12 protein-coding genes are annotated in these 13,403 nt (G+C 72.7%); 3 read left to right on the top strand and 9 right to left on the bottom strand.

Annotation, left to right across the window (positions count from 1 at the left end; translation table 11 throughout):
• Window positions 1–3: 3 nt before the first annotated feature.
• From MQP27_RS46610 to MQP27_RS46580, 7 genes are all read right to left on the bottom strand, one after another.
• Complete coding sequence (locus MQP27_RS46610) at window positions 4–669, bottom strand: response regulator (RefSeq protein WP_242777330.1); 666 nt, start codon at window positions 667–669, stop codon at window positions 4–6.
• The gene (locus tag MQP27_RS46605; protein ID WP_242777328.1) at window positions 666–2,030 is read right to left on the bottom strand and encodes a histidine kinase; all 1,365 of its coding nucleotides are present in this window, start codon (window positions 2,028–2,030) and stop codon (window positions 666–668) included. The genes MQP27_RS46610 and MQP27_RS46605 overlap by 4 nt, the downstream gene beginning before the upstream one ends.
• A gap of 101 nt (window positions 2,031–2,131) precedes the next feature.
• A complete protein-coding gene (locus MQP27_RS46600) occupies window positions 2,132–2,806 on the bottom strand; it encodes a response regulator (protein ID WP_242777326.1) in 675 nt (224 codons plus the stop codon).
• Complete coding sequence (locus MQP27_RS46595; protein ID WP_242777324.1) at window positions 2,806–4,248, bottom strand: sensor histidine kinase; 1,443 nt, start codon at window positions 4,246–4,248, stop codon at window positions 2,806–2,808. The genes MQP27_RS46600 and MQP27_RS46595 overlap by 1 nt, the downstream gene beginning before the upstream one ends.
• Complete coding sequence (locus tag MQP27_RS46590; RefSeq protein WP_242777597.1) at window positions 4,241–5,449, bottom strand: acyltransferase family protein; 1,209 nt, start codon at window positions 5,447–5,449, stop codon at window positions 4,241–4,243. Before MQP27_RS46590 ends, MQP27_RS46595 begins: the two co-directional genes overlap by 8 nt.
• A gap of 10 nt (window positions 5,450–5,459) precedes the next feature.
• Window positions 5,460–6,572 carry an alpha/beta hydrolase gene (locus MQP27_RS46585; RefSeq protein ID WP_242777321.1) on the bottom strand — a complete coding sequence of 371 codons (1,113 nt, stop codon included), beginning with the start codon at window positions 6,570–6,572 and terminating at the stop codon, window positions 5,460–5,462.
• Between the two features lie 293 nt (window positions 6,573–6,865).
• The gene (locus MQP27_RS46580; RefSeq protein WP_242777320.1) at window positions 6,866–7,813 is read right to left on the bottom strand and encodes an alpha/beta hydrolase; all 948 of its coding nucleotides are present in this window, start codon (window positions 7,811–7,813) and stop codon (window positions 6,866–6,868) included.
• 343 nt (window positions 7,814–8,156) lie between these two features.
• Between MQP27_RS46580 and MQP27_RS46575 the strand changes: the two genes are divergently transcribed.
• Both MQP27_RS46575 and MQP27_RS46570 read left to right on the top strand, forming a co-directional pair.
• Window positions 8,157–10,118 carry an FHA domain-containing protein gene (locus tag MQP27_RS46575; protein WP_242777318.1) on the top strand — a complete coding sequence of 654 codons (1,962 nt, stop codon included), beginning with the start codon at window positions 8,157–8,159 and terminating at the stop codon, window positions 10,116–10,118.
• A gap of 29 nt (window positions 10,119–10,147) precedes the next feature.
• Window positions 10,148–10,495 (top strand): DUF5955 family protein, encoded by a 348-nt coding sequence (locus MQP27_RS46570; RefSeq protein WP_242777316.1) that lies wholly within the window; start codon window positions 10,148–10,150, stop codon window positions 10,493–10,495.
• On the opposite strand, the gene kynU is transcribed toward MQP27_RS46570, so the two are convergent.
• Both kynU and MQP27_RS46560 read right to left on the bottom strand, forming a co-directional pair.
• A complete protein-coding gene (gene kynU / locus MQP27_RS46565) occupies window positions 10,476–11,672 on the bottom strand; it encodes a kynureninase (protein WP_242777314.1) in 1,197 nt (398 codons plus the stop codon). The genes MQP27_RS46570 and kynU overlap by 20 nt on opposite strands.
• On the bottom strand, window positions 11,665–12,507 hold the full coding sequence (locus tag MQP27_RS46560) for a tryptophan 2,3-dioxygenase family protein (RefSeq protein ID WP_242777312.1): 843 nt from the start codon (window positions 12,505–12,507) through the stop codon (window positions 11,665–11,667). The genes kynU and MQP27_RS46560 overlap by 8 nt, the downstream gene beginning before the upstream one ends.
• Window positions 12,508–12,692: 185 nt before the next feature.
• On the opposite strand from MQP27_RS46560, the gene MQP27_RS46555 reads away from it, so the two are divergent.
• The gene (locus MQP27_RS46555) at window positions 12,693–13,112 is read left to right on the top strand and encodes a DUF3151 domain-containing protein (RefSeq protein ID WP_242777310.1); all 420 of its coding nucleotides are present in this window, start codon (window positions 12,693–12,695) and stop codon (window positions 13,110–13,112) included.
• The last annotated feature ends 291 nt before the right edge of the window (window positions 13,113–13,403 follow it).

The following is a 13,403-nucleotide window of genomic DNA, read 5'->3' as shown; positions in this document are numbered from 1 at the left end:
GCGTCAGCCCGGTGTCACCAGCCGCGCCTCGTAAGCGAAGACCGCCGCCTGGGTGCGGTCGCGCAGGCCCAGTTTGACCAGGATGCGGCTGACGTGGGTTTTGATCGTGGACTCCGCCACGACCAGGCGTTCCGCTATCTCCGCGTTCGAAAGGCCTTGGGCGATCAGGACCAGGACCTCCGTCTCTCGGTCGGTCAGGTCGCCATAGGCCGCGTGGGCCGACTGCATGGGGCGGGGGGCGTCGGAGAGTTTCGAGAACTCCGTGATCAGGCGTTTCGTGACCGAGGGAGCCAGGAGGGCCTCGCCCGACGCCACCACCCTTACGCCGTCGGCCAGTTGGCGGGCCGAAGAGTCCTTCAGGAGGAAGCCGGAGGCTCCGGCGCGCAGGGCCTGGTAGACGTACTCGTCGAGGTCGAAGGTCGTGAGGACCAGGACCTTGGCCGTGGTGTCGGTGGCTACGATCTCGCGCGTCGCCTCTATGCCGTTCAGCTCCGGCATGCGGATGTCCATCAGGACCACGTCCGGGGAGAGTTCGCGGACACGGTCCACCGCCTCTCGGCCGTTGACCGCCTCGCCGACCACCTCGATGTCCGGCATCGCGTTCAGCAGGACCGAGAAGCCCTCGCGCACCATCATCTGGTCGTCCGCGATGAGGACGCGGATCGTCATGCTTCTCCTTCGTTCGGTGCGGCGACCGGGAGGAACACCGCCACCTCGTAGCCTCCCTCGTCCGTGCGGCCCGCCGTCATCTCGCCGTTCAGCATGGTGACGCGCTCCCGCATGCCGGTGATGCCGTGGCCGGCTCCCGGCGAGGGCTTCACCAGGGACGGGTTGGGTGTCCGGCCGTTGACTATGCGCAGGCCCAGGCCGCCGAGGACGTAGGCGACCTCCACGCGGGCACCGGCGCCGGGGGCGTGGCGCAAGGTGTTGCTCAGCGCCTCCTGGACTATGCGGTACGCCGACAGCTCGACGCCCTGCGGGAGTTCACGTATCGCCCCGGTGACCGTCTTGTCCACGCTCAGGCCCGCCTCCCGCACGTTGGCGAGCAAGCCGTCCAGGTCGGCGAGGGTGGGCTGCGGGGCGTCCGGGGCCTCGTAGTCCTCGGCGCGGACCACGCCCAGGACCCGGCGCAGCTCGGTGAGCGCCGCCACCGCGTTCTCCCGGATCGTGGCGAACGCCTTCTCCAGCTCCGGCGGCGGGTTCTCCACCCGGTAGGGGGCGGCCTCCGCCTGGATGGCGACGACCGACATGTGGTGGGCGACCACGTCGTGCAGCTCGCGGGCGATCGTCGTGCGCTCCTCGAGCAGCGTGCGCCGGGAACGCTCGTGCTCGGTCACTGTCTGCTGGGCGGTCACCTCCTGGTGGGCCTCGCGGCGGATGTGCCAGACGGTGACGGCGAGGAGAGCGATCGCGGAGAGGAACAGCAGCTCCACGGTGTTCGAGCCGAAGTAGTGGCCGCCGACGCTCTGCGCCGCGAGGCCGTACACACCGGTCAGCACCCACATCCATGCCGCCGTCCGCGGCCTGGTGCGTATCGCCACGATCGTGAGCACCATCAGCTGGCAGGCGAAGGCGCCCGGGAGCCACGGCCACTCGCTGTCCCAGTCGGTGCCCAGGAAGGCGGCGACGGGGGTCGCGGCCATCGACAGCCAGAACGCGCCGACCGGCCGGACGAGGGTCAGCAGGACGGGGGCCAGCGCGAGCAGGCCGAGGAAGACGTTCTCCCGAGCGCCGATCGCGGCGCTGTTCGAGGCGATCAGCATCGCGAGGAGCCCCGCCGCGACGATCGCGGCGTGCGCCCTCCAGGCCGCGTACTCCCGCATCCGACCCTTCAGCCCGCGGGTGAACCGGCCGTACGTCCTCATCGGGGGCAACGGCCGATAGGCGAACGCGTCCTGGAACAGGTCCTGCCGCAGTCCTCGCAGTGCCTCCATGGACGCCCGGAACTCCGGGCTGCGCGGCTTGTACGGCTCGAAGACGCCGTCCGGGGGCTCCGGAGGCGTCGACTGCGTCTGGGTCGTCTCGTTCACATGAAAACCGTAGGCGGGGGCCGAGGTCGCGGTCGTCACCAGTGAGGATGGTCCTGCGACCTCCCTCTCAGGTACTACGGGTACATGGGTACCGGCACCGCTCAGTACCCCGAGGGCCGTACCAGCCCCGACTCGTACGCGAACACCGCCGCCTGGGTGCGGTCGCGCAGGCCAAGTTTCACGAGGATGCGGCCCACGTGGGTCTTCACGGTCTGTTCGGCGACGACCAGGCGCTCGGCGATCTCCGCGTTCGACAGGCCCTGCGCGATCAGCGAGAGGACCTCCGTCTCGCGCTCGGTCAGGTCGCCGACGCGGTCCTTCAACGGGGCACGGGGTCTGTCGTCCAGCCGGGAGAACTGGGCGATCAGCCGCCGGGTGATGCCGGGCGCGAGCAGCGCGTCTCCGGCCGCCACCACCCGTACCGCCTCGGCGAGCTTCTCCGCGGACGCGTCCTTCAGCAGGAACCCGGACGCGCCGGCCCGCAGCGCCTCGTACACGTACTCGTCCAGATCGAAGGTGGTGAGCACGAGCACTCTGATGTCGGGGCGTTCGCCGGTGATGCGGCGGGTGGCCTCGATGCCGTTCAGCTCCGGCATGCGGATGTCCATCAGGACCACGTCCGGGGAGAGTTCACGCACGCGGTCCACCGCCTCCTGGCCGTCCACCGCCTGGCCGACGACCTCGATGCCGGGCTGCGTGTTGAGCAGCACGGTGAAGCCCTGCCGGACCATCTGCTGGTCGTCGGCGATGAGTACGCGGATGGGACTGCTCGTCATCAGGGGGCGTCCTCGGGGTCGGAAGGGTCGGTGAAGTCTGCGGACTCCGTGGAGTCCGTGGAGTCCGTGGAGTCGGCGGGGAAGATGTACCGGATGCCGTACTCGCCGGAGTACTCCAGGCCTTCGGGGAGCGGTTGGACCGGGAGGAAGGCGGTGACGCGGTAGCCGCCCTCCTCCGTCGGGCCGGAGCTCAGCTCGCCGCCGAGCATCGAGGCGCGCTCCCGCATGCCGAGCAGGCCGTGTCCCGCGCCGGGCGACCGGGGGGCGGGCCGGTCGGGGCGGGTGTTGGTGACCGACACCCGCAGGCCGTAGAGGTGGTACTCGACCCTGACCTCGGCGCTCGCGCCCGGCGCGTGCCGCAGGACGTTGCTCAACGCCTCCTGCACGATCCGGTACGCCGACAGCTCCAGGCCGGGCGGCAGCGGGCGGACGTCGCCGACGGTCTGGACGGTGACGGTCAGCCCTGCCGCCCGGGTGTTCTCGACGAGCATGTCCAGCCGGCCGAGGGTGGGCTGCGGGCTGTGCGGGTCGAACGCGGCGTCGGCCGGCGCGTCCGCGTCGGCGCTCTCCGAGCGCAGCACACCGAGGACGCGGCGCAGTTCGGCGAGCGCCTCCAGGGCGTTCGCCCGGATGCCGTCCAGGTTCTCCCGGAGCTCCGGGGGCGGGTTCTCCACCAGGTGCGGGGCGACCTGCGCCTGGATGGAGATGACGGACATGTGGTGGGCGACCACGTCGTGCAGTTCGCGCGCGATACGGCTGCGCTCCTCCAGCAGCGTGCGCCGCGCCCGCTCCTCGGCGGTGAGCGAGGCCTGCCGGCCGAGCTCCGCGCGGGCCTCGCGGCGGCCGCGGACCGCTATGCCGAGCACCACGGCGATCGTGGACAGGGCGATGGTGATCACGCCGGTGGGCTGGTAGTGCGCCGCACCCCACACGCCCTCCAAGAGGTACGTGACCAGCGCGGTGATGACCAGCACCTCGACGGACACCCTGGTGCGGACCCGCAGAGCGACCAGCAGCAGCACAGCCAGCTGGGCGATGATCCCGGCCGCTGTCCAGGGCCAGGTGAACCCGGACCCGTCGTCCATGCCCAACTTGCCGTGCACGGCAAGAGCACCCACGACCGTGGCCCCCGTCGACACCCACCACGCCGGGATCGGCCGCCACATCGCGAGCACCACGGCGCCGCCCTGCGCGAGCGCGATCAGGAAGCCGTTGGCGCCCAGATGTCCGTTGTCCTGGAGCTGTGCCGTGCCGCCCAGCACGATGCCGAACGCGGTCAGGCACAGCATGCCGTGCGGCAGCCAGCGCAGCCACTTGGACGGGGGCAGTGGATCGGCGCGGACGGTGCACAGGTCGTCGCGCAGCATCCGCAGCCAGCGCTCGGCGCGGCTCGCGAGCACGCGCTGGGTCCCCGTCTCCGTCACACGCAACACCCTAGACACGGCGCGCCCTCACCGGTGTCGCCCGATCCGGCGAGCGCTGCGCCCGGACGACGCGCGAGCGTCCCGGCCGGCCGGGGCGGCCGTGCTCATAGGACCGAAAGGCGGCCCAGCAGACGGTGAGCGCCAGGGCGAAGGCCGGGAGCCAGGCCAGTCGGTACGCCACCCAGACCACACCGTCGGGGCGGGTGTGCAGACCGGGCAGGTGACCCGCGAGGAGGCCGGTGGCCGTGGTCGCCATCATGGCCGTCTGGTGCCAGAGGAAGATCGTCATCGCGGACAGGTTCACGAAGGCCACGGCCGTCCAGGCGAGCGGGCGTCGCATCGTACGGCGCAGCCGCTCGCGCAGCAGCAGGGCGAGGCCGCACTGGGCCAGGCCGAAGGTGACGGCGGCCAGGGTGGGCGGGTTGAGGTTGGAGACCGAGGCGCCCGGGACGCCGACCATCGAGGCCGGGTAGCCGGCCCAGGCCACCAGCCCTGCCGTCGCCGCCGTACCGCCTATGAGCAGGACCCAGCCCGAGCGCCGGCGCTCCAGCTCACCGCGGGTCCAGGCCGCGCCCAGGGTGTACGGCACCAGCCAGCCGGCCGCGAGGTTCAGCCAGCCGAGGCTCTGCGGGGCGCCGAGGCCGAAGCGGAGGAGGTCCACATGGAGGACGACGGCCAGCGGCCACAGGGGGTTGAGCCGGGTGAGGAGCGGGGTGGCCGCGGTCAGGGCCGCGAAGACGACGAGGAACCAGAGCGGGGAGAGGGCGAGTTTGGCGAGCGTGCGGACCGTTTCGAACTCCGTGCCCGTCAGGAGCAGGGCGGTCGTCGCGATCGTCCACAGGGCCAGGACGGCGGCGACCGGTTTGAACAGCCGGGACAGGCGGGCGGTCAGCCAGGTGCGGTACGGGGTGCCGTTGGCGCGGGCCGAGGCGTGACTGCGGGTCGCCACATGGCCGCCGACCAGGAAGAACACGGCCAGGGTCTGGAACGCCCAGGAGATCGGGGCCAGCCAGGGCATGTGCTGGAGCGGGCTCGCGGTGTGCAGGGTGCCGCCGTCGGCCACCAGGGCCGTGACCAGCCAATGGCCCATGACCACGCCGAGGATGGCGAAGGCGCGCAGGGCGTCGACGGCTCGGTCGCGGTCGGCGGGGGTGGCGGCGTCGATGCGGTCGGCGCCGTGCCGTATCCCGTGGCGTACTCCGTGCCATGCGCGGCGCATGCTGCTGGACTCAGGCACGGCCGACCTCCTTCGTCTCGCCGAGGACGATCCGGGCGAGGTTGGTCAGGGAGACCGAGCCCGGTTCGAAGTAGTCGCTGTGGCCGCCGGTGCCGGCCGCGAAGACGCGGGCGCCGAAGGCCGGGGACACGGGGTCGGTGCCGAAGCCGACGGTCGTGCCGAAGAAGTCGGTGCGGACGTGCGGGACTTCGGCGATCCAGTCGTCGGCACCGCGGGCCGCCCAGACGCGGGCCCGGGTGTGCAGGTCGGCGGCCCTGTCCACGCCCGTGCCAGGGCTGCCGACCAGGGCGATGTCGGAGACGTCGAGGTGGGGGGCGGCCTGGGCGCAGACGACTGTGCCGTAGGAGTGGCAGAGGAGGGATATGCGGGTGATGGGGGTGGTGACGGTGTGCAGGGTGGCGATGAAGTCGCGCAGGTGGGGGGCGGCTTGGGCTGCTCGGCCGGAGGTGAGGACGGTCGGGCTGATCGTGGCGGGGGTCTTGTAGCCGAGCCAGGCGACTACTGCTGTGTGGGTGTCCTTGGGGGCGGTGCGAGTGAGGCGGGACTGGAGGGACAGGGCGGTGGCGCGGAAGCGGGGGTAGGTGTCGATGGAGGTGTCGGAGCCGGGGACCAGGACGGCGACGCGGGTGGCGTGTGCGAGGTCGCCGAAGACCTCCGTGACCTGGCCTGCGCCTCGGGCGTCGAAGTGGAGGAGGTGGTGGGAGGGGGAGGCGAGGGTGTGGTCCGCGGCGGCGCGCTTGTGGTCGCCGTGGGCGGCGGCCATGGCGGCGGCCTGGGCGGCGTTGGCTCGGTTGGCCTTGTAGGCCGTGTCGAGGGTGGAGGGGGTGAGGGGGGTGGTGAGGGTCGCGGGGGGTGGGGCGGGGATGGTGGGGCGGGTGGCTGCGGAGAGGGGGAGGACTACGGCGGCGGTTATGAGGGCGGCGAGGGTTGTCCGGCGTAGGCGGTGGGGGTGGCGTGGGCGGCGGGGGGTGGGTGCGGTTGCCGTCGGCTGGGTGGGTGCGGTTGCCGTCGGCTGGGTGGGTGCGGGGCGTTGGGGCTGGCGTGCCGGGGTTTCGCTCGCCCGCGCTGGCGGGGTGCCGCTCTCTTTGGGACGGGCGCCGCCCAAGCGGCACGACTGCCCGCAGCTATGCGGGTCCGGGTGCCCGCCGCTGCGTGCGTCGCCCAGGTGCTCGGCGCTGCGCCTACTGCACGGCCGCTCAGCGCCGTACGTCTCCAAGTCCCCCGTCGTGAGCCCCACCGTCGTCTCCCCTCCAGTTCGCCCGGGCATCGGGCTTGTCTGGATGGGAAGTTACGGAGCTGCGGATGTCGTCCGCGTCCCGCCTGGGAGCTCTTCCGGGATGTAGCTCTCAAGTACTACGGGTATGAAAGGGGGCCCGGGGACGGCAGTCCGGGGGCTGCTCACCAGGCCAGTTGGGCGATCTCCTCCGCCACCACCGCGCACGCGTCCGCCGCCGGGTCGATCAGGGGGAAGTGGCCCACCTCCTCCAGCAGCGTCAGGCCCACCACCTCCCCCGCCTTCGCCGCCGCGTCCGCGTACGACTCGGCGACCGCCTGCGGGACGACCACGTCCGTGCGGCCCTGGACCAGCGTCGTCGCGATGCCCGTGGGGAGCAGGAGCGCCGGGTCGGCGTACGGGCGGCGTTCGGCGAAGTGAGCCTCCCCGCCCAGGAGTTGCCGCGCAGCGCCCCCGCAGACGTTCAGCTTGTCGGCGACCTCGAAGTCGGCGATCGGGGCGAGGGCCACGACTCCGCGCAGGGGAGCCGGGCGGTCGCTGCGCCAACGTGCGTCCGCGGGCAGTAGATGGCGGGCCGCCGCCCAGAGAGCCAGGTGGCCGCCGGCCGAGTGCCCGGTGATCAGCATGCGGCGCGGATCCGCCTGCGGGAGGGCTTCCCGTACGAGCGCGGGCAGCGCGTCGACCGCCGCCGCGACGTCGTCGAAGGTCTCCGGCCAGCGTCCTGCGACGGGACCGGCGCCAGTGCCCGTGCCCGTGCCGGTACCGACGCCGTTGGCCGTCCCGCCACTCTGCGCCGAAATCGCGACCCCCTCCTCCCCCGGTCCCCGCCGGTACTCCACGCTCGCCACCGCGAAGCCCCGCCGTGCCAGGAAGTCCGCGAACGGGGAGATGTGGCGGCGGTCGTACGGGGCCCGCCACGCGCCGCCGTGCAGGACGACGACCAGCGGGGCCTGCGCGCCGGAGGGGTCCTGGACGCGCGGGGCGTAGAAGTCGATCAGCTGGTCGGGGTGGCCGCCGTACGCGGCGGTCGCGTCGGGGTCGACCGCAGGGTGCGAGAACGCCGACTCCTCCTCGGCGGCGGCCCGGGCTGCTGCGGCGTCGTCGTCCGGCATGCTCCAACCTCTCAGCGACGTAACTATGTTGGCGGACCAGGTGGGTATCGGCCGTTGGCGGGGACGGTACCAGGCCCGTGACGTGCGCGGACACGGGGATGTCACGCTCGGTGAGGGGCAAACGGTTCTGCCGGGCCCCACCTCCGTACCCGTGGGGTGACCCCGTCGCCATATAGCGCGGAATGCACCCCTCCACCACCCTCAAATTTGACGAATTGCGGTGTACGCGGGCGCGTGAGGAGCATGGACGCAATCCCCCGGAATCCGGCCTTCGGCGACACGGAACACGGGGAACGCAGGGCACGGGGGACACGGGGGACACGGGGGAAGGGGTCGATGCCCCATGGCAGGGAGTACGGCGTCGGCGGGGGCCGGGAGCGGGGGCGGTTCGCCCTGTCTGGTCGTCGAGCAGCCGGCGCATCTCGCGGGCACGCGCTGGCCGTTGACGCGGGCCGCGCACATCGTGGGGCGGTTCGGGGACATCCGGCTGAGCTCGCCCGACGTGAGCAAACGCCATGCCGAACTGCGCCTGGGCAGCGACGGGGTGTGGCTGAACGACCTCCACTCCAGCAACGGGGTGCTGCGCAACGGGCGGCGGCTGGAGCCGGGCACGCCGGTGCGGCTGCAGGACGGGGACCGACTGCGGTTCGGGTCCCTGGAGTTGACGTTCCATCAGCCTCAGCAGCAACCACCACAGCCACAGCCACAGGGCGACACCATCACGGACGTAACCCATCTGCACTCCTACCGCAACCGGCGCTCCGCGCACGGCGATCCGGACGGTCCGCCGCTGCCGGATCCGCCGCCCCGGCACGCGCCGCCGCCACCGACCTCCGACGACGCCCGGTCGGCCACGACGCGCTATCTCGCCGCGGCGACCCAACTCGACCCCGGTTTCGCGGACTTGGTCGTACGACAGGTCGTCGACGAGCCCTATCGGGCGCTGGCGCCCGTCTTCGGTGCCGACCTCGGGGTGGTGACGCGCTGGGCGCTGTCCGCTCGCCGGCGGCGGCTGGCGCGTGATCTGACCTTGCTGGGCGTGCTGTTGACGCTGCTCGCGACGCTCGCGCTGGGTGCGCTCGGGAACAAGGACGCCCTCGGGAACGGTGACTTCGACGGCTGGTGGCAGCGGTACGCGGTGCTCGGCGGACTGCTGCTGGGAGTGGCGTGGCTGGTTCTCGCGGTGGACTTCTGGGTGACCGAACACCTGGTGCTGCGGCGGAAGTTGAAGCACGGGCGGTTCGAGCCGAGACAGGCGCCGGAGGCGATGAGCGGACGGGCGCGGGCGCGGCTGGCGGCGGTGGCGGAGCGGCCGGCGGGGAACGTGATCGTCTGCTCCCACTACTCGCCGTTCGCGGGCAGCGGCTACCTCCTCGAACAGTGGGACACACCGATCGACATCCGCCGCGGCATGCTCCTTTCGGACGGCCGCGGCCGCCGCACCCCGCAGCGCTTCACCAACGGCGAGCTCTACGAGGTCCTCGTCACCGCCGCCCGGCGGATGGGCCTGGCCGATCTGCGCGTCGAGGAGCGGCTGTTCGTCGACGGCCAGAACGTGGCCCGCGACCGGAACCTGCTCCCGGACCCCCTCCGCCCGCCGGTCACCCGGATCCCCGTCCCCCTCATGCGCGGCATGCCGGACGGGCTGAGCGCCACCAGACGGTCGTACGTGAGCATCGAAGTGCCCGCATGGAGCGGCCAGTTGGTGCTCACGATGTACATGCGGGCGGTGCAGGTCGAGGGCACGTTGTACCTGGAGTGGTCGGCGCACGCGCTGGTGCCGATGCGGAACGAGTACTACGGCGTCGACTACTTGCCCCGCCGCACCGCCGTCGGCGCGGCGCTGCGGGCTCTCGGCTCGGCGCTGTTCCGGGTGCCGTCCGCGCTGCTGTGGGCGCCGCGGGGCGTACTGCGCCGGGGCTCGGCGGCCCTGGCCGCGTCCTCGTACCGGGCGCGGCAACGGCGCACGATCCGGGGCAAGTACGTCTTCGACTACGGCGCCGAGCACAGCATTCGGGAGCTGGCGTGCGGCGAGGAGTTCGGGCATCACTTCGTCGACCAGGACGCGAGCCGGATCATGCGCACGACGGAGCAGCACCTGATGAACACGATCGGCGACTTCCTGGAGTCCAAGGGGATCGACTCGGAGAACTTCCTGCGGTTCCAGCAGAACATCAACAACAACTACAACGACAACCGCATCTGGGCCAACAACAACCGGGGCCAGGTCGTCGGAGGCCACCGGAACCGGGTGAACCCGGGGCCGGGCCAGGGCGGCGGCGGCCGGGCTCCGGCGCAGGGCTGAGCCCGTCCGGGACAACGGAGGAGAACCTCGTGAGCGACAACCGCATCGTGGCGAACAACAACAGCGGCCAGATCGTCGGCGGCAGCAACAACCAGGTGTCCTGGAGCTCGGGCGCCCCGTCCGCCGACACCGTCGAACTCCAGCGGCGTCTCGACGAGTTGCAGCAGCTGCTCGCCCGATACGCCGCCGCCCTCCCCAATTCCGGGCAACTGCAGGACGACACCGACGAGTTGGCCACCCAGCTGCGCCGCGACCGGCCGAACCGGACCGTCGTACGCAGCCTGCTGACCTCGCTGACGGCGGGGGCCAGCGGCGTGAGTGCCGTGGCCGCCGCCGTGCAGGGTGTGGGGCAGTTGGTCAGCCGCGTGCTGGGCTGAGCGTCTCCGCCAGGACCCGCGCCGCCCGCTCCACGTCCGCGAACCCGACGTACAGGGGGGTGAAGCCGAAGCGCAGGACGTCGGGGTGGCGGAAGTCGCCGACCACGCCCCGCTCGATCAGCCGCTTCATCACGGGCCCGGCTTCGTCGCACCGCAGCGCGACCTGGCTGCCCCGCTCCGCGTGCGCCGCCGGCGTCAGGGACTCCACCCGGCCCGGCGGGACGTACTCCGCCACGCACTCCAGGAAGAAGTCCGTCAGCGCAAGGGACTTGGCCCGTACGGCCTCGATCGGGACGTCGTCCCAGACCTCCAGCGCCGCCTCCAGGGCCAGCATCGAGAGGATGTCCGGCGTGCCGACCCGGCCGCGCAGGGCGCCCGCCGCCGGTTCGTAGTCGGTCCGCATCCCGAAGGGCTCCGCGTGGGAGTTCCAGCCGGGCAGCGGGGAGTCGAAGCGGGCCTGGTGGTCGTGACGGACGTAGAGGTACGCCGGTGAACCCGGGCCGCCGTTCAGGTACTTGTAGGTGCAGCCGACCGCCAGGTCGACCCCGTGCTCGTCCAGGCCGACCGGCAGCGCGCCCGCGCTGTGGCACAGGTCCCAGACGGCGAGCGCGCCGGACGCGTGGATCGCGGCCGTGAGCGCGGGCAGGTCGTGCAGGCGGCCGGTGCGGTAGTCGACGTGGTTGAGGAGGACCGCGGCCGTTCGGGCGGACAGGGCCTCGGGGACCTCCGCGGGGGTGACCGGGCGGAGGGTGCAGCCGGTCAGGCGGGCCGCCGACTCGGCGATGTAGCCGTCGGTGGGGAAGGTCGTCGCGTCCACGACGATCTCGTCGCGGCCCTCCCCCGCGAGCCGTACCGCGCCCACAAGTGCCTTGAAGAGGTTGACACTTGTCGAGTCGCCGACCACGATCCGGCCGGCCGCCGCGCCGACCAGCGGGGCGATCCGGTCGCCGATCCGCTCGGGCGCCGTCCACCAGCCGCTCTCGTCCCAGGACCGGATACGCAGGGCACCCCACTGGCGTCGTACGACGTCCGCGACCCGGTCGGGGACGGCGGCGGGCAGGGCGCCGAGCGAGTTGCCGTCCAGGTAGACCGTCTCGTCGAGGACGAACTCGGCGCGTTTGGCGGCGAGTTCGTCGGAGGCGTCCAACTTCTCCGCACGTACGAGGAGTTCAGACATGGGACCTCGCCGTCCACAGCTCGGGGAAGACGTTCTTCTGCGCGCGCTTCTCCAGCCAGGCGACGCCGGCCGAGCCGCCCGTGCCGGGCTTGGCACCCATGGCCCGGCGGGTGGCGACCAGGTGGTCGTTGCGCCAGCGCCACACCAGTTCGGCGACGTCGGTCAACGCCTCGCCCAGGCGGGCGAGTTCGGCGTTCTCGTCGCCCGCGTAGATCGCGGTCCAGGCCTGCTCGACGGCCTCGTCCGGTTCGTGGCGCCGGGTGACGTCGCGGTGCAGGACCGAGTCCGGGATCGCGCAGCCGCGGCGGGCCATCAGGCGCAGCACCTCGTCGTAGAGGCTCGGCTCCGCGAGGGCCTTCTCCAGTTCGGCGTGGACGCGGGGGGCGCCGCGGTGCGGGACCAGCATCGACGCGGACTTCTCGCCGAGCAGGAACTCCATGCGGCGGTACATCGCCGACTGGAAGCCGGAGCCCTCGCCGAGGGCGGAACGGTACGAGTTGAACTGGGCCGGGGTGAGCTGGCCGAGCGGCCGCCAGGAGGCGTTCAGCGCCTCCAGTTCCCGTACGGAACGCTTGAGGGCGTCGATCGCGACCGGCACGCGGTCCTCGCGGAGTGCCCGTGCGGCGGTCTCCCACTCGTGGACGATGACGGTGAACCACAGCTCCATGACCTGGGTGGTGACCAGGAAGACCATCTCTCCGGGATCGTCGGAGAGGGTGTGCTGGAGGTGGGTGAGCACGTCCGCCTTGACGTAGTCCTCGTACGGCGTGGTGCCGGCGAAATCGAGATGCGGGGTCTCGGGCTCCTGCGATTCCTGAGCCTCATGGGACGACATCGCTGTCTCCTGCTGTACTCCGGGTAGCGGTCCGCCCCTGCCGTTACCGACACGGGGGCCCCGGTCCCCACCGGCATCCTCCGCAATCCGGCGGCGGACGGCAAGCACGACCCCGTCACACCGGGGGCGGCGGGGGTGTCGGTGGGCGGTGAAGGGGTGTCGGTGGGCGGTGGCAGACTGCACCCATGACCACTCACACGAACCTGCTCGGCGGCCCGGACCCGACCCATCTGCCGGAGAACGAGGAGGCGTACCGCCTGCTCGGCGAGGAGTCCCGCAGCCCGGCCGAGGTCGCGGCCAAGTACCCCACGTTCTCGCTGGCCTGGGCCATGCTCGCCGACGACGCCTTCGAGGCGGGCCGCGTGGTCGAGTCGTACGCCTACGCCCGCACCGGCTACCACCGCGGGCTGGACGCCCTGCGCCGGGCCGGCTGGAAGGGCCACGGCCCGATCCCCTGGAGCCACCGCGCCAACCGCGGCTTCCTGCGCTGCCTGGCCGCCCTCGCACGGGCCGCGGGCGCGATCGACGAGAAGGACGAGACGGAGCGCTGCTGGCAGTTCCTGAAGGACAGCAGCGAGGAGGCTTACGCGGAGCTGAAGCGGTAGCGGTAGCGGTAGCCGGGGGGGCACGCTGGGGGCGGGGCCGGGCCGGGGCGGCCTCAGGCCCCGAGCCGCCCCGCCCTGCCAGCCGCCCCGCCCCCCCCCCCCCCCCCCCCCCACCCCCCCCCCCCCCCCAAACCCCCCCCCCCCCCCCCCCCCCCCCCCCCCCCCCCCCCCCCCCCCCCCCCCCCCCCCCCCCCCCCCCCCCCCCCCCCCCCCCCCCCCCCCCCCCCCCCCCCCCCCCCCCCGCCCCCCCGCCCCCCCCCCCCCCCCCCGCCACCCCGCCCCCCGCCCCAC

The organism is Streptomyces cylindrosporus, assembly GCF_022698165.1.
Classification (GTDB): domain Bacteria; phylum Actinomycetota; class Actinomycetes; order Streptomycetales; family Streptomycetaceae; genus Streptomyces; species Streptomyces cylindrosporus.
The sequence above is the reverse complement of the archived record's forward strand: the minus strand, read 5'-3'. Positions and strand labels throughout refer to the sequence as shown.